This is a genomic window from Halomonas lysinitropha, assembly GCF_902500215.1.
Taxonomy (GTDB): domain Bacteria; phylum Pseudomonadota; class Gammaproteobacteria; order Pseudomonadales; family Halomonadaceae; genus Halomonas; species Halomonas lysinitropha.
This window is the reverse complement of the sequence record NZ_CABVOU010000037.1, coordinates 1-24,338: the sequence shown is the minus strand read 5'-3', so window position 1 is coordinate 24,338 and position 24,338 is coordinate 1. Positions and strand designations below refer to the sequence as shown.

General features: G+C 67.0%; 24 protein-coding genes. 16 read left to right on the top strand and 8 right to left on the bottom strand.

From position 1 onward, the window contains the following. Positions 1 to 118: 118 nt before the first annotated feature. From HALO32_RS10910 to HALO32_RS10860, 11 genes are all read left to right on the top strand, one after another. The gene (locus HALO32_RS10910; protein ID WP_151443904.1) at positions 119 to 1,069 is read left to right on the top strand and encodes a calcium/sodium antiporter; all 951 of its coding nucleotides are present in this window, start codon (positions 119 to 121) and stop codon (positions 1,067 to 1,069) included. Positions 1,070 to 1,109: 40 nt separating this feature from the next. Beyond that, entirely contained in the window at positions 1,110 to 2,105 is a 996-nt protein-coding gene (locus HALO32_RS10905; protein ID WP_151443903.1) for a KpsF/GutQ family sugar-phosphate isomerase, read from the top strand. 43 nt (positions 2,106 to 2,148) lie between these two features. After that, positions 2,149 to 2,706: a KdsC family phosphatase gene (locus HALO32_RS10900; protein ID WP_151443902.1), complete on the top strand. Its 558-nt coding sequence runs from the start codon at positions 2,149 to 2,151 to the stop codon at positions 2,704 to 2,706. 3 nt (positions 2,707 to 2,709) lie between these two features. After that, positions 2,710 to 3,294 (top strand): LPS export ABC transporter periplasmic protein LptC, encoded by a 585-nt coding sequence (gene lptC / locus HALO32_RS10895; RefSeq protein ID WP_151443901.1) that lies wholly within the window; start codon positions 2,710 to 2,712, stop codon positions 3,292 to 3,294. Further along, positions 3,291 to 3,821 carry a lipopolysaccharide transport periplasmic protein LptA gene (gene lptA, locus HALO32_RS10890; RefSeq protein WP_225809944.1) on the top strand — a complete coding sequence of 177 codons (531 nt, stop codon included), beginning with the start codon at positions 3,291 to 3,293 and terminating at the stop codon, positions 3,819 to 3,821. Before lptC ends, lptA begins: the two co-directional genes overlap by 4 nt. Further along, a complete protein-coding gene (gene lptB, locus HALO32_RS10885) occupies positions 3,821 to 4,546 on the top strand; it encodes an LPS export ABC transporter ATP-binding protein (RefSeq protein WP_151443900.1) in 726 nt (241 codons plus the stop codon). The genes lptA and lptB overlap by 1 nt, the downstream gene beginning before the upstream one ends. A 139-nt stretch (positions 4,547 to 4,685) precedes the next feature. Continuing rightward, a complete protein-coding gene (locus HALO32_RS10880) occupies positions 4,686 to 6,104 on the top strand; it encodes an RNA polymerase factor sigma-54 (protein ID WP_151443899.1) in 1,419 nt (472 codons plus the stop codon). 170 nt (positions 6,105 to 6,274) lie between these two features. Beyond that, the gene (hpf, locus tag HALO32_RS10875; protein ID WP_151443898.1) at positions 6,275 to 6,583 is read left to right on the top strand and encodes a ribosome hibernation-promoting factor, HPF/YfiA family; all 309 of its coding nucleotides are present in this window, start codon (positions 6,275 to 6,277) and stop codon (positions 6,581 to 6,583) included. A 6-nt stretch (positions 6,584 to 6,589) separates the two neighbouring features. Then, positions 6,590 to 7,075 (top strand): PTS IIA-like nitrogen regulatory protein PtsN, encoded by a 486-nt coding sequence (gene ptsN / locus HALO32_RS10870; protein ID WP_151443897.1) that lies wholly within the window; start codon positions 6,590 to 6,592, stop codon positions 7,073 to 7,075. A gap of 49 nt (positions 7,076 to 7,124) precedes the next feature. Next, a complete protein-coding gene (gene rapZ / locus HALO32_RS10865) occupies positions 7,125 to 8,045 on the top strand; it encodes an RNase adapter RapZ (protein WP_151443896.1) in 921 nt (306 codons plus the stop codon). A gap of 3 nt (positions 8,046 to 8,048) precedes the next feature. After that, positions 8,049 to 8,318, top strand: a complete 270-nt coding sequence (locus HALO32_RS10860) for an HPr family phosphocarrier protein (protein WP_151443895.1) — start codon at positions 8,049 to 8,051, stop codon at positions 8,316 to 8,318. Positions 8,319 to 8,323: 5 nt separating this feature from the next. Here HALO32_RS10860 and pmbA read toward each other — a convergent pair whose 3' ends face one another. After that, the gene (gene pmbA / locus HALO32_RS10855; protein WP_151443894.1) at positions 8,324 to 9,664 is read right to left on the bottom strand and encodes a metalloprotease PmbA; all 1,341 of its coding nucleotides are present in this window, start codon (positions 9,662 to 9,664) and stop codon (positions 8,324 to 8,326) included. 120 nt (positions 9,665 to 9,784) lie between these two features. Here pmbA and yjgA point away from each other — a divergent pair, with 120 nt between their 5' ends. After that, complete coding sequence (yjgA, locus tag HALO32_RS10850; protein ID WP_151443893.1) at positions 9,785 to 10,294, top strand: ribosome biogenesis factor YjgA; 510 nt, start codon at positions 9,785 to 9,787, stop codon at positions 10,292 to 10,294. A 101-nt stretch (positions 10,295 to 10,395) separates the two neighbouring features. Here the strand turns inward: yjgA and tldD are convergent, their stop codons facing one another. Genes tldD through HALO32_RS10815 form a run of 7 tightly spaced genes read right to left on the bottom strand, consistent with a single transcriptional unit; the run spans position 10,396 to position 20,291 of the window. Beyond that, entirely contained in the window at positions 10,396 to 11,850 is a 1,455-nt protein-coding gene (gene tldD / locus HALO32_RS10845; RefSeq protein ID WP_151443892.1) for a metalloprotease TldD, read from the bottom strand. Continuing rightward, a complete protein-coding gene (locus HALO32_RS10840; protein ID WP_151443891.1) occupies positions 11,847 to 15,701 on the bottom strand; it encodes a YhdP family phospholipid transporter in 3,855 nt (1,284 codons plus the stop codon). Before HALO32_RS10840 ends, tldD begins: the two co-directional genes overlap by 4 nt. 4 nt (positions 15,702 to 15,705) lie before the next feature. Continuing rightward, positions 15,706 to 17,169 (bottom strand): ribonuclease G, encoded by a 1,464-nt coding sequence (rng, locus tag HALO32_RS10835; RefSeq protein WP_151443890.1) that lies wholly within the window; start codon positions 17,167 to 17,169, stop codon positions 15,706 to 15,708. A gap of 33 nt (positions 17,170 to 17,202) precedes the next feature. Continuing rightward, complete coding sequence (locus HALO32_RS10830) at positions 17,203 to 17,808, bottom strand: Maf family protein (protein WP_151443889.1); 606 nt, start codon at positions 17,806 to 17,808, stop codon at positions 17,203 to 17,205. 26 nt (positions 17,809 to 17,834) lie between these two features. Continuing rightward, complete coding sequence (gene mreD / locus HALO32_RS10825; RefSeq protein WP_151443888.1) at positions 17,835 to 18,323, bottom strand: rod shape-determining protein MreD; 489 nt, start codon at positions 18,321 to 18,323, stop codon at positions 17,835 to 17,837. Next, complete coding sequence (mreC, locus tag HALO32_RS10820; protein ID WP_233279916.1) at positions 18,323 to 19,195, bottom strand: rod shape-determining protein MreC; 873 nt, start codon at positions 19,193 to 19,195, stop codon at positions 18,323 to 18,325. The genes mreD and mreC overlap by 1 nt, the downstream gene beginning before the upstream one ends. Positions 19,196 to 19,253: 58 nt before the next feature. Continuing rightward, positions 19,254 to 20,291: a rod shape-determining protein gene (locus HALO32_RS10815; RefSeq protein WP_040187615.1), complete on the bottom strand. Its 1,038-nt coding sequence runs from the start codon at positions 20,289 to 20,291 to the stop codon at positions 19,254 to 19,256. 180 nt (positions 20,292 to 20,471) lie between these two features. On the opposite strand from HALO32_RS10815, the gene gatC reads away from it, so the two are divergent. The 4 genes from gatC to HALO32_RS10795 are packed head-to-tail and all read left to right on the top strand — an operon-like array spanning position 20,472 to position 24,327. After that, complete coding sequence (gatC, locus tag HALO32_RS10810; protein WP_151443886.1) at positions 20,472 to 20,759, top strand: Asp-tRNA(Asn)/Glu-tRNA(Gln) amidotransferase subunit GatC; 288 nt, start codon at positions 20,472 to 20,474, stop codon at positions 20,757 to 20,759. Positions 20,760 to 20,810: 51 nt separating this feature from the next. Beyond that, positions 20,811 to 22,286, top strand: a complete 1,476-nt coding sequence (gene gatA / locus HALO32_RS10805) for an Asp-tRNA(Asn)/Glu-tRNA(Gln) amidotransferase subunit GatA (protein WP_151443885.1) — start codon at positions 20,811 to 20,813, stop codon at positions 22,284 to 22,286. After that, a complete protein-coding gene (gene gatB, locus HALO32_RS10800) occupies positions 22,286 to 23,740 on the top strand; it encodes an Asp-tRNA(Asn)/Glu-tRNA(Gln) amidotransferase subunit GatB (protein ID WP_151443884.1) in 1,455 nt (484 codons plus the stop codon). Before gatA ends, gatB begins: the two co-directional genes overlap by 1 nt. Before the next feature lie 35 nt (positions 23,741 to 23,775). Then, the gene (locus HALO32_RS10795; RefSeq protein WP_151443883.1) at positions 23,776 to 24,327 is read left to right on the top strand and encodes a cupin domain-containing protein; all 552 of its coding nucleotides are present in this window, start codon (positions 23,776 to 23,778) and stop codon (positions 24,325 to 24,327) included. Positions 24,328 to 24,338: the final 11 nt, after the last annotated feature.

Sequence of the window (24,338 nt, the reverse complement as noted above, 5' to 3'; positions counted from 1 at the left end):
AAATGTTATCGAACATCGTATCCTAACCATGCCCCGGCGCGCCAGCGCTCTCGTCTCTTGCACCACTCGACCCCGGCATGTTCAATGTGCGCCCCCGCACACCGTCTCGGACCTTGCCATGCTCCTCCCCCTGCTGATCGTCATGCTCGGCTTCGTCGGCCTGCTGTGGAGCGCCGACCGCTTCGTCGGAGCGGCCGCGGCCACCGCCTGGCGCGCCGGAATGAGCACCCTGCTGGTGGGGATGACCGTTGTCTCGCTGGGCACCTCGGCACCTGAGATCGTGGTCTCGGTCATGGCGTCCCTGGATGAGGTGCCCGACCTCGCCATCGGCAATGCGCTGGGCTCCAATATCGCCAACATTGCCCTGGTGCTGGGCGTGACTGCCCTGGTGGTGCCGGTCCCGGTGCGCTTCTCCATCGTTCGCCGCGAGCTGCCACTGCTGCTCGGCGCCACCGGCCTGGCTGGCTATACCCTGGCCAATGGCCACCTCGATCGCTTCGATGGCCTGCTGCTGCTGCTGCTGCTGGTGTTCAGCCTGTGGTGGCTATTCCTCGCCGACGCCCCGGATGACGAGGTGGCGGGCGAGATTCCCGGAATGACATTGGGCCAGGCCCTGGCATGGCTGGCCGTCACCCTGGTCATCATGGTGGCCAGTTCACGCGCCCTGGTGTGGGGCGCCAGCGAGCTGGCCCGGGGGCTGGGCATCAGCGAACTGGTCATCGGGCTGACCGTGGTGGCCATTGGCACCAGCCTCCCGGAACTGGCGGCCTGCGTGGCCAGCGCCCTCAAGCGCCACCACGACCTGGCTATCGGCAACGTCATCGGCTCCAATCTCTTCAACATGCTGACCGTGCTTCCGGTGCCGGCCCTGCTCGCTCCAGGGGCGACGAATCCCGACGCGGCCGGACGCGACTACCCGGTGATGCTGGTCCTGACGCTCACCCTGGGGGCGCTGCTGCTGTGGAACCGCCGCGGCCATCTGGGGCGCCTGCCTGGAGGCCTGCTGGTGCTGAGCTACGCCGGCTACCTGGCCTGGCTCGGCAGTGCGGGCCTTGCCGCCGGCCCCTGACCCCTTGAGTGAAACCCCACAACGGGCAACAATCACCGCCATGACCAACGACCCCCCCATTAACTCCGGCACGTCCTTGCTGCGCGAGAGCGCCCGCCGCACCCTGGAACTGGAACAGCAGGCCATTGCCGCCCTGGCCGGACGCCTCGACGACGCCTTCGACCACGCCTGCGAGTTGATCCTGGCCTGTCGCGGGCGGGTGGTGGTCACCGGCATGGGCAAGTCGGGCCATGTCGCCGGCAAGATCGCCGCCACCCTGGCCAGCACCGGCACCCCGGCCTTTTTCGTCCACCCCGGCGAGGCCAGCCATGGCGACCTGGGCATGATCACTCCGGGCGACGTGGTGCTGGCCCTCTCCAATTCCGGCGAGACCGCCGAGGTGACCGCCCTGCTCCCCCTGCTCAAGCGCATGGGCGCGCCCCTGATCAGCATGACCGGCCGGCCCGGCTCGACCCTGGCTCGGCACGCCGAAGCCCACCTGGATGCTGGTGTCGAACGCGAGGCTTGTCCGCTGGACCTGGCCCCGACCTCGTCCACCACCGCCGCCCTGGCGCTCGGCGATGCCCTGGCGGTGGCGCTGCTCGAATCGCGTGGTTTCACCGCCGAGGACTTCGCCCTCTCCCATCCCGGCGGCAGCCTGGGCAAACGCCTGCTGCTGCGTGTCGCCGACCTGATGCACCAGGGCCGTCGGCTGCCCCAGGTCGCCCTGGGCAGCCCGCTACGCGATGCCCTGCTGGAGATCACCCGCCAGGGGCTGGGCTTCACCTGCGTGGTCGATGCCGAGGGTTATCTGGTCGGGGTCTATACCGACGGCGACCTGCGTCGCACCCTGGACCAGCACAGCGACCTCTCCGGCCTTCTCGTCGACGATGTCATGACTCGCCCCGGCAAGCGCATCGCCCCCGATACCCTGGCCGCCGAGGCAGTTCGCATCATGGAGGACAATCGCATCTCGGCACTGGCCGTGGTCGATGCCGACGGCTACCCGGTTGGCGCCCTCCACATGCATGACCTGCTCGCCAGCGGCGTCATCTGACGCCCTTCGCCCACCCCCCAAGCCCCAGACTGCTGGAGACACCATGAGCCTCGATTCCCCCCTGTTCGACAGCCAACTCGTCGACCGCCTGCGCCACGTACGCCTGCTTGCCATGGACGTGGACGGCGTGCTCACCGACGGGCGCCTCTACTTCCAGGCCGATGGCGTCGAGATCAAGGCCTTTCATACTCACGACGGCCATGGCATCAAGATGGCGCAGCGAGCCGGCATCGTGGTAGCCCTGATCACCGGCCGCGATTCGCCGATGGTCAGCCAGCGCGCCGCCGCGCTGGGTATCAAGCATGTCTTCCAGGGGGCCGAGAAGAAGCTCACGGTGCTGCGTGAACTCTGCAGCCGCCTGAGCCTTGACCTCGAGCAGGTCGCCTACTGCGGTGACGACATGCCCGATGTTGCCACCATCCGCCGCGCCGGAGTCGGCATCAGCGTTCCCGGTGCACCGGCCTATATCCGCCAGCAAGCCGACTGGGTCACCGAGGCCGTGGGCGGCCATGGCGCCGTGCGCGAGATATGCGACACGCTGCTCCAGGCGCAGGGGCACTGGGATGCCGTACTCGATACCTACCTGCACGGCACGAGCTGATTTATGCGCCTCCCCCGCCCCGGCTTTCGCACCGGCCTGTTGGTGCTGCTGCTCGCCTTAGGTGGCGGACTGGCAATGCTCGACCTGGGCGAGGATCCACCCCCCGGGCCGGTGCCGGGAGGCGAGGCCGGAGAGCCGGATTACTACCTCGAAGAAGCCCGGTTGACCCGCTTCGATACCCAGGGACGCCCTCATCAGCGGCTCGACACCCCGCGCCTGACCCATACCCCGCATGACGATATCACTCGTCTTGAGCGCCCGAAGGCACGACTGCTGGACGACTCGGGGCGTAGCTGGCTGGCCAGCGGTGAGCAGGGCACCCTCGGCACAGGCGGCAACCCCCTGACCCTCTCCGGCGATGCGCGACTCCTGGCCCCCGCCGAGCGCTGGCAGCTCGATACCGAGGTGCTACATTTCGACGCCGAGAGCGGTCATGCCTGGAGCGACACCCCGGCCCTGTTGCGCCAGCCACCCCAGCGGATGCGTGGCGAGCGTTTCGACGCCTGGCTCCATGACAACCGCGCCCGGCTGACCGACAATGTGCGTGGCCACCATCCGCCCGACACCCGCGAGGCCCCCGAATCATGATGCGATTCCCTTTCGTGCCCCTGCTGACCCTCGGCGTCATCGGCCTGCTGCTGGGCAGCGCGCCTGCCCTGTCCCTCGAGGGCGATGCCAACGCCCCGGTCGAGGTGGAGGCCGATCGTCTTGACCTCGATGATCGCGCCGGCACCGCCGTCTACACCGGCGACGTGGATATCCGCCAGGGCAGCATGCAGCTGACCGGCGACCGAGTAGAGATCCGGCGCAATGATCAGGGTCTGCTGACGCTCGCCACCGCCACCGGCGAGCGTGCCTATATCGAGCAGAAGCCCGCCCCGGACGAGCCCGTGGTACGCGGCTGGGGACGCACCATCGTCTATCATGTCGCCGAGCGCCGTATCGAGCTGATCGACCGAGCGGAGCTGCACCAGGGTGGCGACACCTTCGACGGTGGCTATCTGGAGTACTTCCTCGATCGTCGCGTGGTCCAGGCGCGAGCCGATGCCGAGGGCGTCGAGGATCGCCAGCGTGTGCGCATGACCCTCGAGCCCGAACAGCAGGAAGGCCAGTGATGAAGACCCTGAGCGCCCTTCATCTCGCCAAGAGCTACAAGCGCCGCCGCGTGGTCCAGGACATCAGCCTCTCCATCCAACAGGGCCGGATCGTCGGCCTGCTCGGCCCCAACGGGGCCGGCAAGACCACCTCGTTCTACATGATCGTCGGGCTGGTGCGCGCCGATGCCGGCTCGGTGTTCATCGACGACCTCGACCTCTCCTCGGCGGCCATGCACCAACGAGCCCGAGCCGGTATCGGCTACCTGCCACAGGAGGCCTCGATCTTCCGCAAGCTCTCGGTCGCCGACAACATCATGGCGATTCTCGAGACCCGCAAGGATCTCGACCGCATCGGGCGCCGAGCCCGACTGGAGAAGCTGCTCGAGGACTTCCATGTCACGCACATCCGCGACAACCTCGGCATGAGCCTTTCCGGTGGCGAGCGGCGCCGGGTGGAGATCGCCCGCGCGCTGGCGACCGAGCCCGCCTTTATCCTGCTCGACGAACCCTTCGCCGGGGTCGACCCCATCTCGGTAGGCGAGATCAAGGGCATCATCCGCCAGTTGAAGGCCCGCGATATCGGCGTGCTCATCACCGACCACAATGTCCGCGACACGCTCGACATCTGCGACACGGCCTACATTGTCGGTGACGGCCGCATTATCGCCGAAGGCGATGCCGAGACGATTCTCGCCGATCAGCGTGTCCGCGAGGTCTATCTGGGCGAAGACTTCCGTCTCTGATCGCAATCATCTGATAAGTATGTCGCTATTCCATAACGGCATGAAGATTGCGCATGGCATGATTATTGCTGATTTTTCGCTTGCACGCTCCCCTGACCAACGGCTAGGGTTGGGGTTTTAGCAAGCCGAGGGCCCCCTCATGGCCATGAAGGCGTCCCTGCAACTGCGCGTCGGCACCCAGCTGACGATGACGCCCCAGCTGCAGCAGGCCATTGCGCTGCTGCAGCTTTCGACCCTGGACCTGCGTCAGGAGATCCAGCAGGCGCTGGAATCCAACCCCATGCTCGAGGTCGAGGATGATTTCGGGGAGCTGACGGTCAGCGAAGTGCCCGAAGAAGAGTGGGCCAGCGAGATCCCGGAAGAGCTCAGCACCGACAGCGACTGGTCCGATACCTATCAAGACTTCGCTGCCGCGGCCCCCGGCGGCGGCCGTGAAGGCCCCGACTTCGAGCGCCAGGCTTCCGGCCAGAGTCTCCAGGGCCACCTGGCCTGGCAGCTGGCCATGACCGACCTGGACCCCCGCCAGTTACACATCGCCGAGAACCTGATTGATAGTATCAATGGCGATGGCTATCTGATTCAGCCCCTTGAGGAGGTCCGTGTCGGTCTCAAGGCACAGGGCCTCGAGGACCTCAAGACTCGCGACATCGAGCAGGTGCTGTTGCGCCTGCAGCAGTTCGAGCCGACGGGGGTCTTCGCCCGTGATCTGCGCGAATGCCTGATGCTGCAGCTGGCGACCCTGCCCGATGGCACCCCGCTGCTTCCCCAGGCCCGTCGCCTGGTCCGCCAGTTCCTCGAGGCGCTCGCCGGCGATGACCGCCGGCTGCTCAAGCGCCGCCTCGGCCTCGACGACGACGCCCTGAACACGGTGATCGAGGTAGTGCGCTCACTGGATCCACGCCCCGGCAGTGCCTTCAATATCGCCGACAGTGCCCATGTCATTCCCGACCTTGTCGCCCGCCACACCCGCGACGGCTGGCAGGTGGAACTCAATCCGGATGCCATGCCTCGGTTGCGCATCCAGCCCGACTATGCCGCCCTGATCCGGCGAGCGGACAAGAGCGAGGACAACCAGTTTCTCAAGGATCATCTCCAGGAGGCACGCTGGCTGATGAAGAGCCTGTCGAGCCGCAACGACACCCTGCTGCGCGTGGGCCGCGAGATCATGGCGCGTCAGCTCGATTTCCTGGAGCACGGCGAGGAGGCAATGAAACCCCTGATCCTGGCCGACATCGCCCGGGTGGTGGAGCTTCACGAGTCGACCATCTCGCGGGTTACCACTCAGAAATTTATCCACACCCCACGCGGCATGTTCGAGCTCAAGTACTTCTTCTCCAGCCAGGTCGGCGGCGGCGAAGGCGAGGCCCACTCCAGCACCGCTATCCGGGCGCGCATCCGCAAGCTGATCCAGGACGAGCCACCTCGCAAGCCGCTCTCCGACAGCAAGCTGGTCAGCCTGCTCGACGAGGCCGGCATCGGCGTCGCACGACGCACGGTTGCGAAGTACCGCGAAGCCATGGGCATTCCGTCCTCCAGCGAGCGCAAGCAGCTACGTTGACTGCCAGCCACTGCCGCCACGAGCGCCCCTGAGCCGTGCCTGCCGTGTGGACGCAAGCGATTGAAATGACGCTGATCCTGCTCATCTCGAATCCCCTGGGCCGAGGGGGTATGCAGAACAGCAAAAAGGGTTACAATCGACCCATAACCCGAAAGAGCAAGGAGCGTGCCATGCAAGTCAACATCACCGGCCATCATGTGGAACTGACCGACGCCCTGCGTGACTATGTGCAAGAGAAGCTCGCCCGCGTGGAACGCCACTACGACAACATCACCAATGTGCAGGTCACCCTCTCGGTTGAGAAAGAACGCCAGCAGGCGGCCTGCACCCTGCATGCTGCCGGTGCCGACCTCCATGCCGAAGCCATGGAAAACGACATGTATGCCGCCATCGATGCCCTGGCCGACAAGATCGATCGCCAACTGGTCAAGCACAAGGAAAAGGCCCAGGCCCGCGCCCAAGGCGCCGGCGCCCGCTGATCCGTCATGACACTGGACGCCATCCTGCCCCCCGAGCGCACCCTCTTCGATGTGCCCGGGGGAAGCAAGAAGCGCGTGCTGGAGTTCTTCAGCACCTTCATTGCCCAGAATACGCCCAGTCTCGACAGTCAGGAGGTCTTCAGCCGACTGATCGGGCGAGAGCGACTGGGCAGTACCGGCATCGGCAACGGGGTCGCCATTCCCCATGCCCGCAACCCCCACTGCAAGGCGCCTATCGCCGGCTTTCTGAAGCTGACAGAGCCGGTAGACTTCGACGCCATCGATGGGGAACCCGTCGATCTTGTCTTCGTGCTGCTGGTGCCGGAAGAAGCCGACGAGGCCCACCTGGCCCTGCTCGGCCAGGTCGCCAGCGTGATGAACGATGCTGACACCCGGGCCAAGTTACGTCACAGCACCAGCCAGCGCGAAACCCATGAACGCCTGATGGAAGCGATACGACGACAGTCCGCGACCGGCAGCCAGGGGGGCTGACCCCTTCATTCTCGGGCCTGCCCGGCCGCCCCATGACCAGGAGACCCGCATGCAGCTTGTGATCATCAGTGGTCGGTCCGGCTCCGGCAAGTCGATCGCGCTGCAGGCGCTGGAAGACCTGGGCTACTACGCCATCGACAACCTGCCGGCGATGCTGCTAGGTCCGCTTGTCGATGAACTTCAGGCCGACCGCTCCCTGCGCTCCTCGATCGCCGTCAGCATCGATGCCCGCAACCTGCCCGAGGCCCTGGAACGCTTTCCCGAACTGCTCGAGGAATTGCGCGACCGTCAGGTCAACTATCAGGTGGTCTATCTGACCACCGACGCCCGCATTCTCCTGGAACGCTACTCCCAGACCCGTCGCCGTCATCCCCTGACGCGCGACAGCGACATGACGCTCGCCGAGGCGATCGATACCGAGGAGCAGTCGCTCTCCGAGATCCGCGACCTCGCCGACCTGGTAATCGACACCTCGCGTCTCTCGGTGCACGAACTCCGGGGTCGCATCACCGACCAGGTTGCCGGCCACCGAGCCGAACGGATGACCCTGACCGTGGAGTCTTTCGGCTTCAAGCGTGGGGTACCGCTGGATGCCGACATCGTCTTCGATGCCCGCTGCCTGCCCAACCCCTACTGGGATCCGGCGCTGCGCGATGCCACGGGGCGCGACCCCAGCATCATCGCCTTCCTGGCCGGCTATCCGATCGTCGGCGAGATGCTCGACGATATTCTCGCCTGGGTGGAGCGCTGGCTACCACACTACCAGGCCAGTCAGCGTAGCTACCTGACCATAGCCATCGGCTGCACCGGCGGCCAACACCGCTCGGTCTACCTGGCCACACGGCTGGCCGATCGGCTGGCGAAACATCATGAGACCGTCCGGCTGCGCCATCGTGAGCTTGGGGTGCAGCTCACTCTACCCGACGGCCAGGAACTGGCCGGGGGCAAACCCGCGCAGGAAGGAACCTGAAGCGTGCCGTGTCGCAAGCTGACCCTGAACAATCGACGCGGGCTGCATGCCCGCGCCGCGACCAAACTGGTGCAGTGCTGCCAGCCTTTCAATGCCAAGGTCACCGTGTGCCGCGGTGAGCAGCAGGCCGACGCCGGCAATATCATGTCGCTGCTGATCCTTGCTGCCCCCTGCGGCACCGAGCTTGAGGTCTGTACCGAAGGCAAGGACGCGGAGGCAGCGATGGAAGCCATCGAGGCGCTCTTCGCAGCACGCTTCGAGGAAGACGGCTGACGCCGTCAACCGCCCGCTACCATCATCTCGTCGACCAGCCAACTGCCGGTATGGATGCTGCCGCGGGTATCGATATCGTCTCCTATGCCGATCAGCCCCTTGAACATCGTCTCCAGGTTGCCGGCGATGGTGAACTCTTCCACCGGGTGCTGGATCCTGCCCTCCTCGACCCAGAAGCCGGCGGCTCCCCGCGAGTAGTCGCCCGTCACACCGTTGACCCCCTGCCCCATCAGCTCAGTGACCAGCACGCCCCGGCCCATGCGGGCGAGCAGCGCCTCACGGCTCTCCAGGGGTGCCGTGAGGCGCAGGTTGCGCGCGCCCCCGGCATTGCCGGTGGTCTCGAGACCCAGACGCCGGGCGCTGTAGGCCGATAGCATGTAGCTGGCGAGGCGGCCGTCGCGAATGAAGACATTGTCACGGGTCTGGACGCCGTCACCGTCGAACGGCGAGCTTGCCATGGCGCCGACCTCCATGGGCCGCTCGCCGAGGCTGAACCACTCGGGGAAGAGCGCGTCGTTCAGCCGTTCACAAAGGAAGGAGGCCTGGCGATAGAGGGCACCCCCGGCAATCGCCCCCATCAGATGGCCGACCAGACCGCTGGCCAGAGTCGAATCGAAGAGTACCGGCATCCGCCCGGTCGCCGGACGCCGGGCACCGAGGCGCTGGAGGGTTCGGCGGGCGGCACTTTCACCTACCGCTTCGGCAGTGGCCAGGTCACGGGGCGCACGGGCGCTGGTGTAGTCGTAGTCGCGCTGCATGCCGTTCTCGTCTTCGGCGATCAGCATGCAGGAGAGCGAGTGGCGGCTGCCGCTCTGGCTGCCCAGGAAGCCATGGCTGTTCGCATAGACGCGCACCCCCTCGCCGGTGGAGAGGCTGGCCCCGTCCGAGCTCTTGATACCCGCCATGCCACGACCGGCCGACTCGCAGCGCAACGCCAGGTCGGTGGCCTCGTCGATGGATAGCGGCCAGGGATGGTGCACATCGAGGTCCGGCAGCTCGGTGGCCATCAGTCGTGCGTCGGCCAGGCCAGAGGCCGGATCCTCGCCGGTATGACGGGCGATTGCCAGGGCCTTCTCGACCACGGCACGCACCGAGGCCTCGCCGGCGTCACTGGAGGAAGCACTGCCCTTACGCTGCCCCACATAGACGGTCACGGCGATCCCCTGGTCCCGGGAAAGCTCGACCGTTTCCACCTCGCCCTCGCGGACACTGACGCTGACGCCCTGGTCGACGCTGCCCCCCACCTCGCAGGCATCGGCCCCCAGCCGACGGGCCAGCTCCACGGCCATCCGGGCGCGACTCTCCAGCAGGGTCTGCTGCGCGGCGGCATCGAAAGCCTGTGTCATGAACGTCTCTCCTTACTCGGCCGGTCATCGGACCGGCCCTATCGATGGTGCATTGTCCAGCCCCGTGCCGCAGGCTGATATACTGGTACGCAATTCGATCCCGACGGAAGTGGAACCGGCATGACCCAGGATGAAATCGCCTCACCGGCCGACGAGCGGCCCAGCAAGTCCCAGCTCAAGCGCGAAATGCAGGCCCTGCAGCAGCTCGGCGAGCAGATCATCGCCATGAGCGATGCCCAGCGCGCCCGCTTCCCGCTCTCCGACGACCTGCTGCGCGCCATCGAGGAAACGGGACGCATCAAGGCCCGCGAGGCTCGCCGGCGCCACATGCAGTACGTCGGCAAGCTGATGCGCGGCGAGGACCTCGATGGCATCCAGGCGGTGTTCGACGAGATCGACAACGAGACGCTGCGTCGCGACCATGCCTTCCATCGCCTGGAAGGGTGGCGAGACCGACTTATGGCCGAGGGCGACGACGCCGTGGAGGCCTTCGTCAGCGAGTTTCCCGAGGTCGACCGCCAGGCCCTGCGCCAGTTGATCCGCAATGCCCGCCGCGAGCGGGACCAGGGCAAGTCGCCGACCAACGCCCGCCGACTGTTCAGGCTGATTCGCGATACCGCCGGCCTCTGAAGCCGTAAGCCGTAAAGCGAATAAGATGTCACTCATCCTGCTGATGGACATTGGTTATTTCTTACAGCTTCAAGCTTACAGCTTACAGCTCCCCGAAGGGGTCAGGACTGGGTGCCACCCACGGTCAGTTCATCGAGCTTCAGGGTCGGCTGGCCCACGCCCACCGGGACGCCCTGCCCTTCCTTGCCGCATACGCCGATGCCGGTGTCGAGCTCCATGTCGTGGCCGATCATCGAAACCCGGCCCATGGCTTCGGGTCCGTTGCCGATCAGGGTCGCGCCCTTGACCGGCGCGGTAATCCTGCCGTCCTCGATCAAGTAGGCTTCGCTGGCCGAGAAGACGAACTTGCCGGAGGTGATGTCCACCTGGCCGCCGCCGAAGCTTACCGCATAGATGCCCCGCGTCACGCTCTTCAGAATGTCCGCCGGATCGTCACTGCCAGCGCGCATGTAGGTGTTGGTCATGCGCGGCATCGGCAGGTGGGCGAAGGACTCCCGCCGCGCGTTGCCGGTCGGGGCCATGCCCATCAGCCGCGCATTGACCTTGTCCTGCATGTAGCCGGTCAGGATGCCGTCCTCGATCAGGGTGGTGCTCTGACCCGGGGTCCCTTCGTCGTCGACGCTCAGCGAGCCGCGCCGGTCGGCGAGGGTGGCATCGTCGACCACCGTGACGCCGGGTGAGGCGACTCGCTCGCCGATCCGCCCGGCGAAGGCCGAGCTGCCCTTGCGATTGAAATCCCCTTCCAGGCCGTGGCCCACCGCCTCGTGGAGGAGGATGCCCGGCCAACCCGGCCCCAGCACCACCGGCATCTGGCCGGCCGGCGCATCAACGGCCTCCAGGTTGACCAGCGCCTGCCGCACCGCCTCCTTGGCATAGCGCTCGGCGACGTTCTCGTCGCGCAGCCGCTGCATGGCGTAGCGGCCGCCACCGCCGGCGCTGCCCCGCTCGCGTCGCCCGTTGCGCACCGCAATCACGCTGACGTTGAAGCGCACCAGCGGGCGGATATCCGCCGCCAGGGTACCGTCGCTGGCACGCACCAGCACCACCTCGTGAACACCGGTGAGCGAGGCGCTGACCTGGGTCACCGACGGGTCCGCCGCCCGGGCTACCCGGTCGGCGAGCTTGAGCATGGCGATCTTGTCCTCGGCGGAGAGACCGGTGAGCGGGTCGATCCCGGCATAGCGGGCCTGGCTGGTCATGGCCACGCCCGGCGCCACTGCCAGCCGGTCACCACGCCGCACGATACCGGCGGCAGTGCGCCCGGTCTCGGCCAGGGCATCGCCGGTGATCTGATTGGAGTAGGCGAAGCCGGTCTTCTCGCCGGCCTGGGCGCGCACCCCGACGCCACCGTCGATGTTGTAGCTGGCCTCCTTGACCTCACCATCCTCCAGCACCCAGCCCTCGTGCCAGCTGCGCTGGAAGTAGAGGTCGGCATAATCGATGCCGGGGCCCATGGCGTGGCCGAGCCCGTCATCCAGGGCCGCGAGGTCAAGGCCACCCGGTGTCAGCAGGACAGTGGAAGCCTCGTCGAGCATGGCGTGAGTCTGTGATGTCATTCGGCACTTTCCAGAGAGATCCGCGGCGAGGTCCAGGGACCCTGCACGCGATAGTGGATTCGGGTCACGCGGTCGATGGCATCACCGAACAGCTTGTCGGCGATAAACAGCGCACCACCGACCACCGGGGCGCCGGCGAGCACTGCCGCCAGGGGCAGATTGCTGCTCACCGGCACTGTGACGGCCAGGCGCTGGTCGAGTTCCCGGCGCGCCAGGTCGACGCTGCCGTCGAGGGTGAAGCGGGTCGCCGGCCCTTCAATCTCGACCGGACCCCGGGTTTCAAGGACTCCACCATACAGCGTCGCGGCACCCGTGACACGATCGAAGACGGTCCCCTGACCGGTGACATCGGAGAAATCGAGCCTCAGCCGACGCAGCAGGTTGTCGACGTTGAGCAACCCGACGACTCGCGCCGAGGGCGACTCGATATTGACGAAGCGTCCATCGCGTAGCGCTACCTCGAGACTGCCCCGGGAGCGGGCCAGGGCGAATTGCCAGGGCGCCCCCGGCCAGGCCAACTGACTCTTGACCCGAGTATCGGCGCTGCGCACGGAGACCGGCTGGCCCAGTGCCGCCAGGGCAGTGCCCAGGTCCCGGCCGTCCAGATCGAGCCGCGCCCGGGTCAGGCTATCACCGGATCCGCTTGCCTCCCACACCAGATTGCCATGGGCGCTGACCTGGCCCAGCGTCAGGCCCAGGGGATCGACCACCAGCCGGTCGGCCGCCGACCGCCAGCGCCCGTTGAAGGGGCCGAAGCGCTGCCCCTGCCAGCCAATCTCGGCGATACGTAGCCGGCCGTCAGGTACCGCCTCCAGGCCCTGCGGCAGGGGGGCCGCCTCGGGGGGCACAGCGATCTCGTCCAGCAGCTGGCCGCTACCGCTGCTGGAAGACGGCACCAGGGCGTCCAGTGACAACCGCTCCAGCACGATATCCAGGGGATTCTCGAGGTTGGGTTGATACGACAGGCGCCCACTGGCCAGACTGCCGTCCAGCGTCAGCGCCCAGCCACCGCCACGAACTCCTCCCTCGACGCCCAGCGACCCCAGGCAGCGTGACTGCACCTGCAGGCAGTCGGTCCGGAGGGCCAGCGACGAGAGCGCCGCGGAGCCGGCACTATCTCCCTGGCCGCGGCCACGCGGGATCAGGGGCGAAAGCGCCCTCGCCCACTCGGCCACCGGCAGACGCGGCTGGTAGGCCAAGAGGCTCCAGCCGGGCTCGCGGGGCCAGGCATTCGGCCGGGACCCCAGCCATACCTGCCCCTGCTCCGAGGCGCCACCGGAAAGCTCGCGCCAACGCAGGCCCACCTGATCGCCCAGGCGGCCATCGACACGGCCCTCGCTGAGATCGAAGGTCAGCTGCAGGGGGAGACGCTCCTCTCGGGACTTGCCCAGTGGATCCGGCAGGGCGATGGAAAGGCCTTCCAGGCTGCTATCAAGGCGCAGGGAGGCGCTCTCTTCACCGATCGCCAGACGCCCCTGCCAGGGCAGGCGACCCTCGATCAGGCCGCCGAGGCCCGGCATGCCGCTCCACTGGGTGATGGCCGGTACCTCAGCCGTACCGGCCAGGTCGAGTCCCCCGGCGAGGGTATCGATCTCGCTGCTGAAGGGCCCCCCCAGCAATCGCCCGTCCAGGCGCCCTTCCAGGCCGCCCTCCTCACCGCGCTGACGCCAGGCGAGAGGACCCTGGAGGTCACGGAACGTCAATTGGAGAGGGGCATGAACGAGCCTCGAAAAATCCGCCTCGGTGGCGATATCCAGTATCAGGGAACCGGGCTCGCCCAGGGTCAGGGCCAGGTCCAGGCTGCCGGATGCCCGGCCCTCACCCTGCCACTCCTCCACTGCCTCCATGCCCTCGACGGGCAGCGCCAGCAGGTAGCGGCGCAGCGCCTCGGCGGAGGCCTCGAGCTCGCCACTGACCTCGAGCTGCTCCTCTGCCAGGCGCACCTCGCCGGCGCGCGCCTCGATCCCCAGGCTCTCGGCCCGATCCACCTCCGCCGTCAGGGTCCCATCGGCCAACTGCAGCCGCCCACTGACGCCCTCGAGGGCCGGCCAGTCGGGGGCGAAGGGCAGGCGTCCCTCCTCCACCTCCAGGGCCAGTTCCAGGATCGGCTCGATACGCTCGCCCTCTCGGTACAGGGGTACATGAAGCCGCAGCGAGCCATTCGGCACCCGGCCGGCAACCCCGCCACCCAGCCAGTCGGCTATCTCTGGCGCCAGCACCCCCACCGGCAGCCAGTCGACCAGCGGCGTCTCGATGGCATCCACGTCGTGGAAATCGAGCTGGAGACCGAAGCCACCGCGCTGGCCACCGCCCACCGAAAGGCCAAAGCCTCCTTCGATCTGAGCACCGTTCCAGTCGACCTCGAGCCCGCGTCCGCTGACGAAGCTGCGCGGGCCATCATAGGCCCAGTCGATCACGCCGCTGGCGCGGGAGAGTGTCATGGGTGTGCCAAACACGCGTGGAAAATGCAGGGCGCTGTCGCGGCCGACGAACTCGACGTGGCCCTTGAGGTCCCGGGAGGTCACCCAGACATCCAGGGGGCCGCCCCCAGGCGCATTCTGCCAGGGGGATACCGCCACCCCGGTCGCCGAGGTCCGGGCGACCCAGTCGCCGCCCTCCCGACCCAGTCCCAGGCCGGTCACCTCTCCGCGCGGATCCAGATTATCGATCACCCGCGCCAGTGCTTCGGGCAGTGGCAGTCGATCACGCCAGGCGGCCAGAGCGCCAAGATCGAACTCGCTGGTATTGAGCCACCAGCCGTCATCACGGCTGCGGGCATGCCAATACTGTGGCACGGCAGGCCCTGTGACCGTTTCTTCACCATTCCCTTCGGGTCGCGCCCAGTCAGCACTGCGGGCATCTCCCTCGAGCCAGGCCTGCCAGCCCGAAACCTCACGCAGCCACTGGCCGCGGGCCGTCACCCGATTGAGCACGATAGCCGGAGGTGACCCCTGATCGTCGGGTGTTTCAGGCTGACTCAGGGCCAGCAAGGGTGCATCGACATCAAGGCGCAGGTCGGCCAGGCGGCCGGCATTCCAGCGACCCCAAAGGCGTGCCTCGCCGCTGGCGGCTTCCAGTCGCAGGGCGTCGCCATAGCCCAGCACCTCTGAAAGCCCCAGCAAGCTCTCGAGGCGCATTTCGGCCTGCAGGGCCGCGTTGAAGTCGCTCAGCCCGGAGGGCCCGGGAAACAGCTCCATCACCGCCCGGATGGCCTGCTCCGACCGCCCTTCCACCAGGACTTCGCCCTCCAGGCGAGTGCGGCGCGCATCCCCCGTCATCACCAGGCGTGGCGCCTTGAGCACGGCGCGCTCCTTGCGACCGTGCAATACCAGACTGAGCTGCTCGACCCAGGCGCTCTGGCGCAACAGCATGCCGACCCAGAAATCGAGACGGTCGAGGTCGAAGGCGGTATCGGGAATCAGCTCGGGGGGAAGCTCTGCGGGGGCCGGCCAGTGCCAGCGTCCGGCCTCATCCTGGTAGAGGTGCACGGTCACGCCCTGCACACGGGCATCGGCTACCAGTGGGACGCCGGCGGCCAGGCTGGCCAGGCTATCCAGGCGCAACTGTGCCTGCTCCACCTCAAGCAGAGGGAAATGACCCAACCCCTCCCGGGAGCGGATCAGGAGGCCATCGATCGCCAGGTGTGGATCCAGCCGCTGCAGGCCGGCCGTTATTTCGTCCAGCTCTACCACCGCGTTGAAGCGCGCCGAGAGCAGCCGCTCCAGTCGCGGTGCCTGCTCCTCGAGCAATAGCGGCAGCAAGCGCAGCACCAGGGTCAGCACCGCCAGAAGCGCCAACAGCAGCGCCACCAGGGTCAAGAGCCAGCGAGAAACAAGCCGAATCAGGGACATGGGCTCACATCAGCACGATGTCGTACTGCTCCTGGGAGTAGTGGGCCTCCACCTGGAAGCGGATCGGCTTGCCGATGAAGGTCTCGAGGTCCGCCACCGCGGCGGACTCCTCGTCCAGCAGGCGATCCACCACCGCCTGTGAGGCCAGCACGGTATAGGTCTCGGCGCTGTAGGCGCGGTCCTCGCGCAGGATCTCGCGGAAAATCTCGTAGCAGACCGATTCCGGCGTCTTCAGGGTGCCACGGCCCGCACAGGTCGGACAGGCTTCGCAAAGCGTCTGCTCGAGGCTCTCCCGGGTACGCTTGCGGGTCAGCTGCACCAGGCCCAGTTCGGTGACTCCGGTGCATTTGGTCTTGGCATGATCGCGCTCCAGCGACTTCTCGAGCATGCGCAGCACCTGGCGCTGGTGCTCCGGGTCGTCCATGTCGATGAAGTCGATGATGATGATGCCACCGAGGTTGCGCAGCCTCAGCTGCCGGGCGATGGCCGTGGCCGCCTCGAGGTTGGTCTTGAAGATCGTCTCCTCGAGGTTGCGGTGCCCGACGAAGCCGCCGGTGTTGACGTCGATGGTCGTCATGGCCTCGGTGGGATCGATGACGAGATACCCGCCCGACTTGAGCTGCACCTTGCGCCCCAGCGCCTTCTGGATCTCGTCTTCGACACTGAACAGATCGAAGATCGGCCGCTCGCCGGCATAGTGCTCGATGCGTTCCACTGCCGTGGGCATGAACTCCTTGGCGAACTCGATCAGCCTGACATAGTTCTCGCGGGAATCGATACGCACCTTCTCGATATCGTCGCGCATCACGTCACGCAGGGTGCGCATGAAGAGCGGCAGGTCATCATAGATCACGCTGGGAGCCGATGCCGTCCCCCTCCGCTCGCTGACCCGACGCCACAGGCGCAGCAGGAAGTGCATGTCAGCGGCAAGTTCCTCGATGCCGACGGCCTCGGCGGCAGTGCGTACGATGAAGCCGCCGCTCACTTCCAGCTGCTGCTCGGTACCGGCGGCCTCGATCAGGCCGCGCAATCGCTCGCGCTCCATCTCGTCCTCGATGCGCTGGGAGACGCCGTGGTGGGACGAGTCGGGCATGTAGACCAGGTAGCGAGAGGGTACCGAGAGATGAGTGGTCAGCCGCGCCCCCTTGGAGCCGATCGGGTCCTTGGTCACCTGCACCACCAGCGCCTGGCCCTCGTGGAGCAGCTGAGCGATGGAGACCTGCTCCTCGGCAGGAGTGCCGGGGGGCATCACCTCATGGGCATGAATGAAGGCGGCACGGTCCAGGCCGATGTCGACGAAGGCAGCCTGCATACCCGGCAGCACGCGTACCACCTTGCCCTTGTAGATGTTGCCGACGATGCCACGGCGTCGAGCCCGTTCGATGAAGGCCTCCTGCAGCACACCGTTTTCCACCACGGCAACACGGGTCTCCATCGGCGTCAGGTTGATGAGTACTTCACCGCTCATGCGGAAATCCTTGTCCAGAAAAGTCTCGCGCTATTATGACATAGGCCCAAGCGGAAGCGCCCCGTTCCAGACCGGCACACCCTGTCGAGCCAGCAGGTCGGCGGTCTCGTACAGGGAAAGCCCCACCACCGCCGAATGACTGCCTTCGATATGCTCGACGAACACCGCCGCCAGGCCCTGGATGGCATAGCCACCGGCCTTGTCCGCCGGCTCACCGGTGGCCCAGTAGGCGGCAAGTTCGGCATCGGTGATCGCCCGCATGAAGACCCGGGTGGTCACGCAGACGGTGAGCAGGCCGGCGGGACCGCTGACCGCCACCCCGGTCAGTACCTGATGCTCGCGCCCTGCAAGCGCTCGCAGCATGGTGGCGGCCTGGTCGCGCCCCGCCGGCTTGCCAAGAATCGTACCGTCGCATACCACGGCGGTATCCGATCCCAGGGCGGGCAGCAGGGAGAGACGGCCGCCGGCCAGCGCCTTCTCTCGGGCCAGGCGAACCACATAGGCGTCAGCCGCCTCACCGGACAGTGGCGTCTCGTCGATATCCACGGGGCGCACTTCCACCGCCACGCCGATCGAGGCGAGCAGGTCACGGCGGCGCGGCGAGGCCGAGGCCAGGCACAGCACGGGATCGTGTGTCATGACGTCTCCGGGGTGGGTGGCGAGAGTCAGTCTCGGGAGAGGCGGCTTCCCAGCGCATGGAACAGGGTGGTGAGCCAGGGCCAGAGCACCGCCCCGATCAGCGCCGAGAGCAAGAAGGAGAGGTGCATCGAAAAGGGCCCGAACAGCGCCCTGAGCCACTGTTCGGCCAACTGGACCAGACCCAGCAGGACGAAGATCAGCACCGCCTGCTGGACCAGCGAGTAGGCTCGGAAGCGCGCATAGACCATGGCACAGAGAAAGGCCAGCAGTGACAGCAGCAGGGCATTCTGTCCCAGTGGCGCACCTTCGATGAGGTCCAGCAACAGCCCCAGCACGAAGCCGTGGAAGACACCGACCCGCAGCGGCTCGCGCATGCACCAGTAGATCAGCATCAGCCCCAGCCAGTCGGGCCGCCATACCTGCCAGCCATCGGCCAGCGGCATCACCTGCAGGCAAAGGGCCAGCAGCAATGTTAACCAGATCCACAGCAGGTTGGCGGGGGGCGAATTTGCCATCAGGGCGCCTCCTCCTCGGCCGGGGCGGTGACGATGTGACGAGCCGCCTCGAGGGCCGGAGCAGCCAATTCGCCCTCGGGGGGTGCGGCAGGCGGCGCGGGCGGAAACAGCAACAGGAAGTGACGCGAGCGCTGGAGTTGCGCCACCGGCGCGGCGGTAACGCGGGCGAAGGGCTGCCCCGGATCATGGACCACCGCCGAGACCCGGGCCACCGGATAGCCCGGCGGAAACCGTCCGCCCAGCCCCGAAGTGGTCAGCAGGTCGCCCTTGCGGATGTCGGCCGTGTCGGGCACATGCTTGACGTTGAGGGCGTCGTAGCTACCCGCCCCCTGCACGACAAAGCGCAGCCCGTTGCGATTGACCTGCACCGGCAGGGCATGACTGGCGTCCGCCAGCAGCAATACCCGGCTGGAATAGGCCGAGGTGGCCGTGATCTGGCCAACCAGCCCTGCCGCATCAAGCACCGGCTGGCCGACGTAGACACCATCCCGGCGACCGCGATCGATCACCATCTGGTGGGTGAAGGGGTCGGGGTCGAGCGACAGCAGTTCAGCGGTGATATAGGGCATCTCGCGCTGCGGCGTCGCCGCGAGCAGTTCCCGCAGCCGCACGTTCTCGGCGGTCAGGCTTGCCATGCGCTGCACGCGGTGCGACAGCGTCAGGATCTGCTCACGAAGCCGGCGGTTCTCGTCCAGCAGGGCGCGCTGGTCGGAAAGCGCCAGCGAGGCCCAGTTGAGGACATCGCTGGGAACGCTGACCAGCCACTGGATGGGCGCCACCAGCGTGGAGAGCTGAGCCCGCACGGGCTCCATGCGGGTAAAACGCGTATCGGCGAACATCAGGGCCGAGGCCAGGAACACGCACAGCAGCAAGCGATAGCCCGGCAGCGGTCCATGCGAGAACAGCGGCTTGATAGGGCGTCCCCCCGAGTCAGTCGCTGGACAGCAGCTCGAAGGTGTGCTGGTCGATCATTTCCAGGGCCTTGCCGCCACCCCGGGCCACGCAGGTCAGCGGGTCCTCGGCGACGATCACCGGCAAGCCGGTCTCCTCGGCGATCAGCTTGTCGAGATCGCGCAGCAGCGCGCCGCCGCCGGTCAGCACCAGGCCACGCTCGGCGATGTCCGAGGCCAGCTCGGGCGGCGACTGCTCGAGAGCACTCTTCACCGCGGCGACGATCGAACCCAGGGTTTCCTGGAGGGCGTCGAGGATCTCGTGGGAGTTGAGCGTGAAGCTGCGCGGGATCCCCTCGGCCAGGTTGCGGCCGCGCACGTCGATCTCGCGCAGCTCGCCGCCCGGGTAGGCGCAGCCGATCTCCTCCTTGATGCGCTCGGCAGTGGCCTCGCCGATCAGACTGCCGTAGTGGCGGCGCACATAGGCGGTGATCGCCTCGTCGAAGCGGTCACCGCCGACGCGGATGGACTCCGAATAGACCACACCGTTGAGCGAGATGATGGCAATCTCGCTGGTGCCGCCGCCGATATCGACGACCATCGAGCCCTGAGCCTCCTCCACCGGCAGGCCGGCGCCGATGGCAGCCGCCATGGGCTCCTCGATCAGGAACACTTCACGGGCCCCGGCCCCCTCGGCAGACTCCTTGATGGCCCGTCGTTCGACCTGGGTCGACATGCAGGGCACGCAGACCAGCACGCGAGGGCTCGGCGTCAGGAACGTGCTCTGGTGCACCTTGCGAATGAAGTACTGCAGCATCTGCTCGGTGACGGTGAAGTCGGCGATCACGCCATCCTTCATCGGGCGGATGGCGGTGATATTACCGGGCGTCCGACCCAGCATGCGTTTGGCATCGGCGCCCACCGCAGCCACGCTGCGCATGTTGCCGGACTGGCGAATCGCCACGACCGACGGCTCATCGAGCACGATGCCGCGACCGCGGACATAGATCAGCGTATTGGCCGTCCCCAGGTCGATCGATAGATCGCTGGAAAACAGCCCCCTCAAGCGTTTGAACATGGAGTCGTTACCTAGTGCAGTCCGGGAACCCAGTGCGGATGCAAACGGTATCACCGCCGCCCCCCTGCAGCAAGCAAAGTCCCGCGGCTCGCGGCACTCCTGGACCTGCCAGCGAGGCGGAGGATGTGGTACCTTCTGCCGTCATTTCCATGCCCCACTCGCTGTCGAGGACATCCGATCATGGCGCTTGAACACGCAGACGTTCTCCGGGCTGCCCACCTGGCCCGGCTCGGCCTGGAGGACGACGAGGCCGCTCACTACCTGGACGACCTGGGCCGCATCCTGGCCATGGTCGACCAGCTCCAGACGCTGGACACCGAGGGCGTCGCGCCGCTGGCCCACCCCCTGGAGACCACCCAGCGGCTGCGCGTCGACGAGGTCACCGAGACCGACCAGCGCGATCACTTCCAGCGCTGCGCCCCGGCGGTGGAACAGGGCCTCTACCTGGTCCCGCGGGTCGTCGAATGATCCGTGCCACTTACCACCGTTTCCGGCAAGCCATCACGGAGCCCAGGGCCCATGCATGACAAGACTCTGACGGAACTCGCCGCCGGCCTGGCCAGCGGCGCGTTCTCCAGCCGCGAGCTCACCCAGGCATTTCTCGCGCGCATCGACCGCCTCGACGGCGACCTCAACAGCTTCATTTCCGTGACCGCCGAGCAGGCCCTGGTCGAGGCCGACCGGGCCGATGCCGCGCGCGCCGCCGGCAATATCGGCCCGCTGACCGGCGTGCCACTGGCGCTCAAGGACCTCTTCTGCACCGAGGGCGTCAAGACCAGTGCCGGCTCGAGGATGCTCGACAACTTCATCGCCCCCTATGACGCCACCGTGGTCGAGAAGCTCAGGGCCGCCGGCACCGTGAGCCTGGGCAAGACCAACATGGACGAGTTCGCCATGGGGTCCTCCAACGAGAACAGCTTTTACGGGCCGGTGCGCAATCCCTGGGACCCTGCCGCCGTGCCGGGCGGCAGCTCCGGCGGCAGCGCCGCCGCGGTGGCCGCGGGCCTGGTACCTGCCGCCATGGGCACCGACACCGGCGGCTCGATCCGTCAGCCGGCCGCCTTCTGCGGCATCACCGGCTTGAAGCCCACCTACGGGCGGGTGTCGCGCTACGGCATCATCGCCTACGCCTCGAGCCTCGACCAGGCCGGCCCCATGGCGCGCACTGCCGAGGACTGCGCCCACCTGCTGGGCGCCATCGCCGGACACGACCTGCGCGACTCCACCAGCGTGGCCCGTGGCGTGCCCGACTATACCCAGGAGCTCGACACCCCCCTGGCCGGACTGAAGATCGGCCTACCCAAGGAGTACTTCGGCGATGGCCTCGACCCCGCGGTGGAGAGCGCCATTCGCGAAGCGGTCAAGGTCTTTGAATCGCTCGGCGCCACGGTGCGCGAGATCAGCCTGCCGCATACCCACTATGCCATCCCGGCCTACTACGTCATCGCCCCAGCGGAGGCCTCGTCCAACCTGGCGCGCTACGATGGGGTGCGCTTCGGCCATCGCTGCAATGCCCCGGAGGACCTGATGGACCTCTACAAGCGCTCGCGCGCCGAGGGCTTCGGCGAGGAGGTCAAGCGGCGCATCCTGATGGGCACCCACACCCTCTCCGAGGGCTTCTTCGATGCCTACTACAAGAAGGCCCAGCAGGTTCGCCGGCTGATACGCCAGGACTTCCTGGATGCCTTCGACGAGGTCGACGTGCTGATGGGGCCGGCCTCGCCGACACCGGCCTTCGACCTGGGTGCCAGGAAGGATCCGGTCTCCATGTACCTGCAGGACATCTACACCATCGCCATCAACCTGGCGGGCATCCCCGGCATCAGCGTGCCGGCCGGCTTCGCCGGCGGCCGCCCCGCGGAAGGCCGCCCCGTAGGCCTACAGATACTCGGCGCCCATTTCGCCGAGGCGCGCCTGCTCAATGTCGCCCACCAGTTCCAGCAGGCCACCGACTGGCACCTGCGTCGTCCCGCGCTTGCCGAGGAGACCCTCTGATGCAATGGGAAACCGTGATCGGGCTGGAGGTCCACGTCCAGCTCGCCACCAAGTCGAAGATCTTCTCCGGCGCCTCCACCGCCTTCGGCGCCGAGCCCAACAGCCAGGCCTGTGCCGTGGACCTGGGGCTGCCCGGCGTGCTGCCGGTTCTCAACGAACAGGCCGTGGCCATGGCCGTACAGTTCGGTCTGGGCATCCACGCCGAGATTCCCGAGGTCTCGGTATTCGACCGCAAGAACTACTTCTATCCGGACCTGCCCAAGGGCTACCAGACCAGCCAGATGTATCACCCCATCGTCGGGCCCGGTGAGGTGGAGATCGCGCTGGAGGACGGCGAGACCAAGCGCATCCGCGTGCACCATGCTCACCTCGAGGAGGATGCCGGCAAGTCGCTCCACGAGGATTTTCATGGCATGACCGGCATCGACCTCAACCGTGCCGGCACCCCACTGCTGGAGATCGTCTCCGAGCCGGACATGCGCTCGGCGAAGGAGGCCGCGGCCTATCTCAAGGCCATTCACTCGATCGTGACGTATCTCGGTATTTCGGACGGCAATATGGCCGAGGGCTCGATGCGCTGCGACGTCAACGTCTCGGTGCGCCCCCGGGGACAGGCAAGCTTCGGCACCCGCGCCGAGATCAAGAACGTCAACTCCTTCCGCTTCGTGGAGCGGGCCATCGCCTTCGAGGTGGAGCGCCAGATCGAACTGCTGGAGGACGGCGGCGAGGTCGTCCAGGAGACTCGCCTCTTCGACCCCGAGCGGGACGAGACGCGTAGCATGCGCACCAAGGAGCAGGCCAACGACTACCGCTACTTCCCCTGCCCCGACCTGTTGCCGGTGGTGCTCGACCGGGCCTATGTCGACCACCTGCGCGACAACCTGCCGGAGCTGCCCGCTGAGAAGCGCGCCCGCTTCCAGCAGGCGCTGGGGCTCTCCGCCTACGATGCCGGGGTGCTCTCGGCGAGCCGCGAGATGGCCGAGTACTTCGAAGCGGTCAAGGAGGTCTGCGGCGATGCCAAGCTGGCCGCCAACTGGGTACAGGGCGAGCTCTCCGGCGCGCTGAACCGCGAGGGCCTGGCGGTCCAGAACAGCCCGGTCTCTGCGATTCAGCTCGGCGAGCTGGTCGCTCGGGTGAAGGATGACACCATCAACGGCAAGGCCGCCAAGCAGGTCTTCCAGGCACTGTGGCACGGCGAAGCCGCGAGTGCCGACGAGGTGATCGAGGCCAAGGGCCTCAAGCAGGTCACCGACAGCGGCGCCATCGAGGCGATGATCGACCAGGTCATTGCAGACAGCCCCGCCCAGGTGGCCCAGTACCGCGACGCCGAGCCGGAAAAGCGCGGCAAGATGGTCGGCTACTTCGTCGGGCAGGTGATGAAGGCCTCACGGGGTACGGCCAACCCCCAGCAGGTCAATGCCCTGCTGAAAGAGAAGCTCGATGCGCTGTGCTGATCTGATCTAGCGCGCACGGCAGGAAGGAGAACCGGATGTCGGATGATGTCGGCGCGCGACTGCGCGCCCTGCGCACCTTCAAGGGCATCTCCCAACGCGAGCTGGCCAAGCGCTGCGGGGTCACCCACTCCAGCCTGTCGCTGATCGAGCAGGGCAAGGTGAGCCCTTCGGTCAGCTCGCTGAAGAAGATCCTCGACGCCATTCCCATGAGTGTCGGGGACTTCTTCACCATGGATCTGGAGAGCCGCGATCAGGTGTTCTACACGGCCGACGAGCTCACCGACATGGGCTCGGGGGACGTGATCTTCAAGCTGGTGGGGGCTAACCGCGCCAGCCGCGCCCTGGCCTTCATGATCGAGACCTACCCACCCGGCGCCGACACCGGCCGGGAAATGATCGCCCACCAGGGCGAGGAGGCCGGGGTGGTGCTGGAGGGCGAGATCGAGATCACCATCGGCGCCGAGACCCGCCTGCTGGGCCCCGGCGAAGCCTACTACTTCGACACCAAGGTTCCCCACCGCTTCCGCAACCCCGGCAGCGAGCCCTGCCGGCTGGTCAGCTGCGCCACCCCCGCCCGGGCGTTCTGAGGGGGCCGACC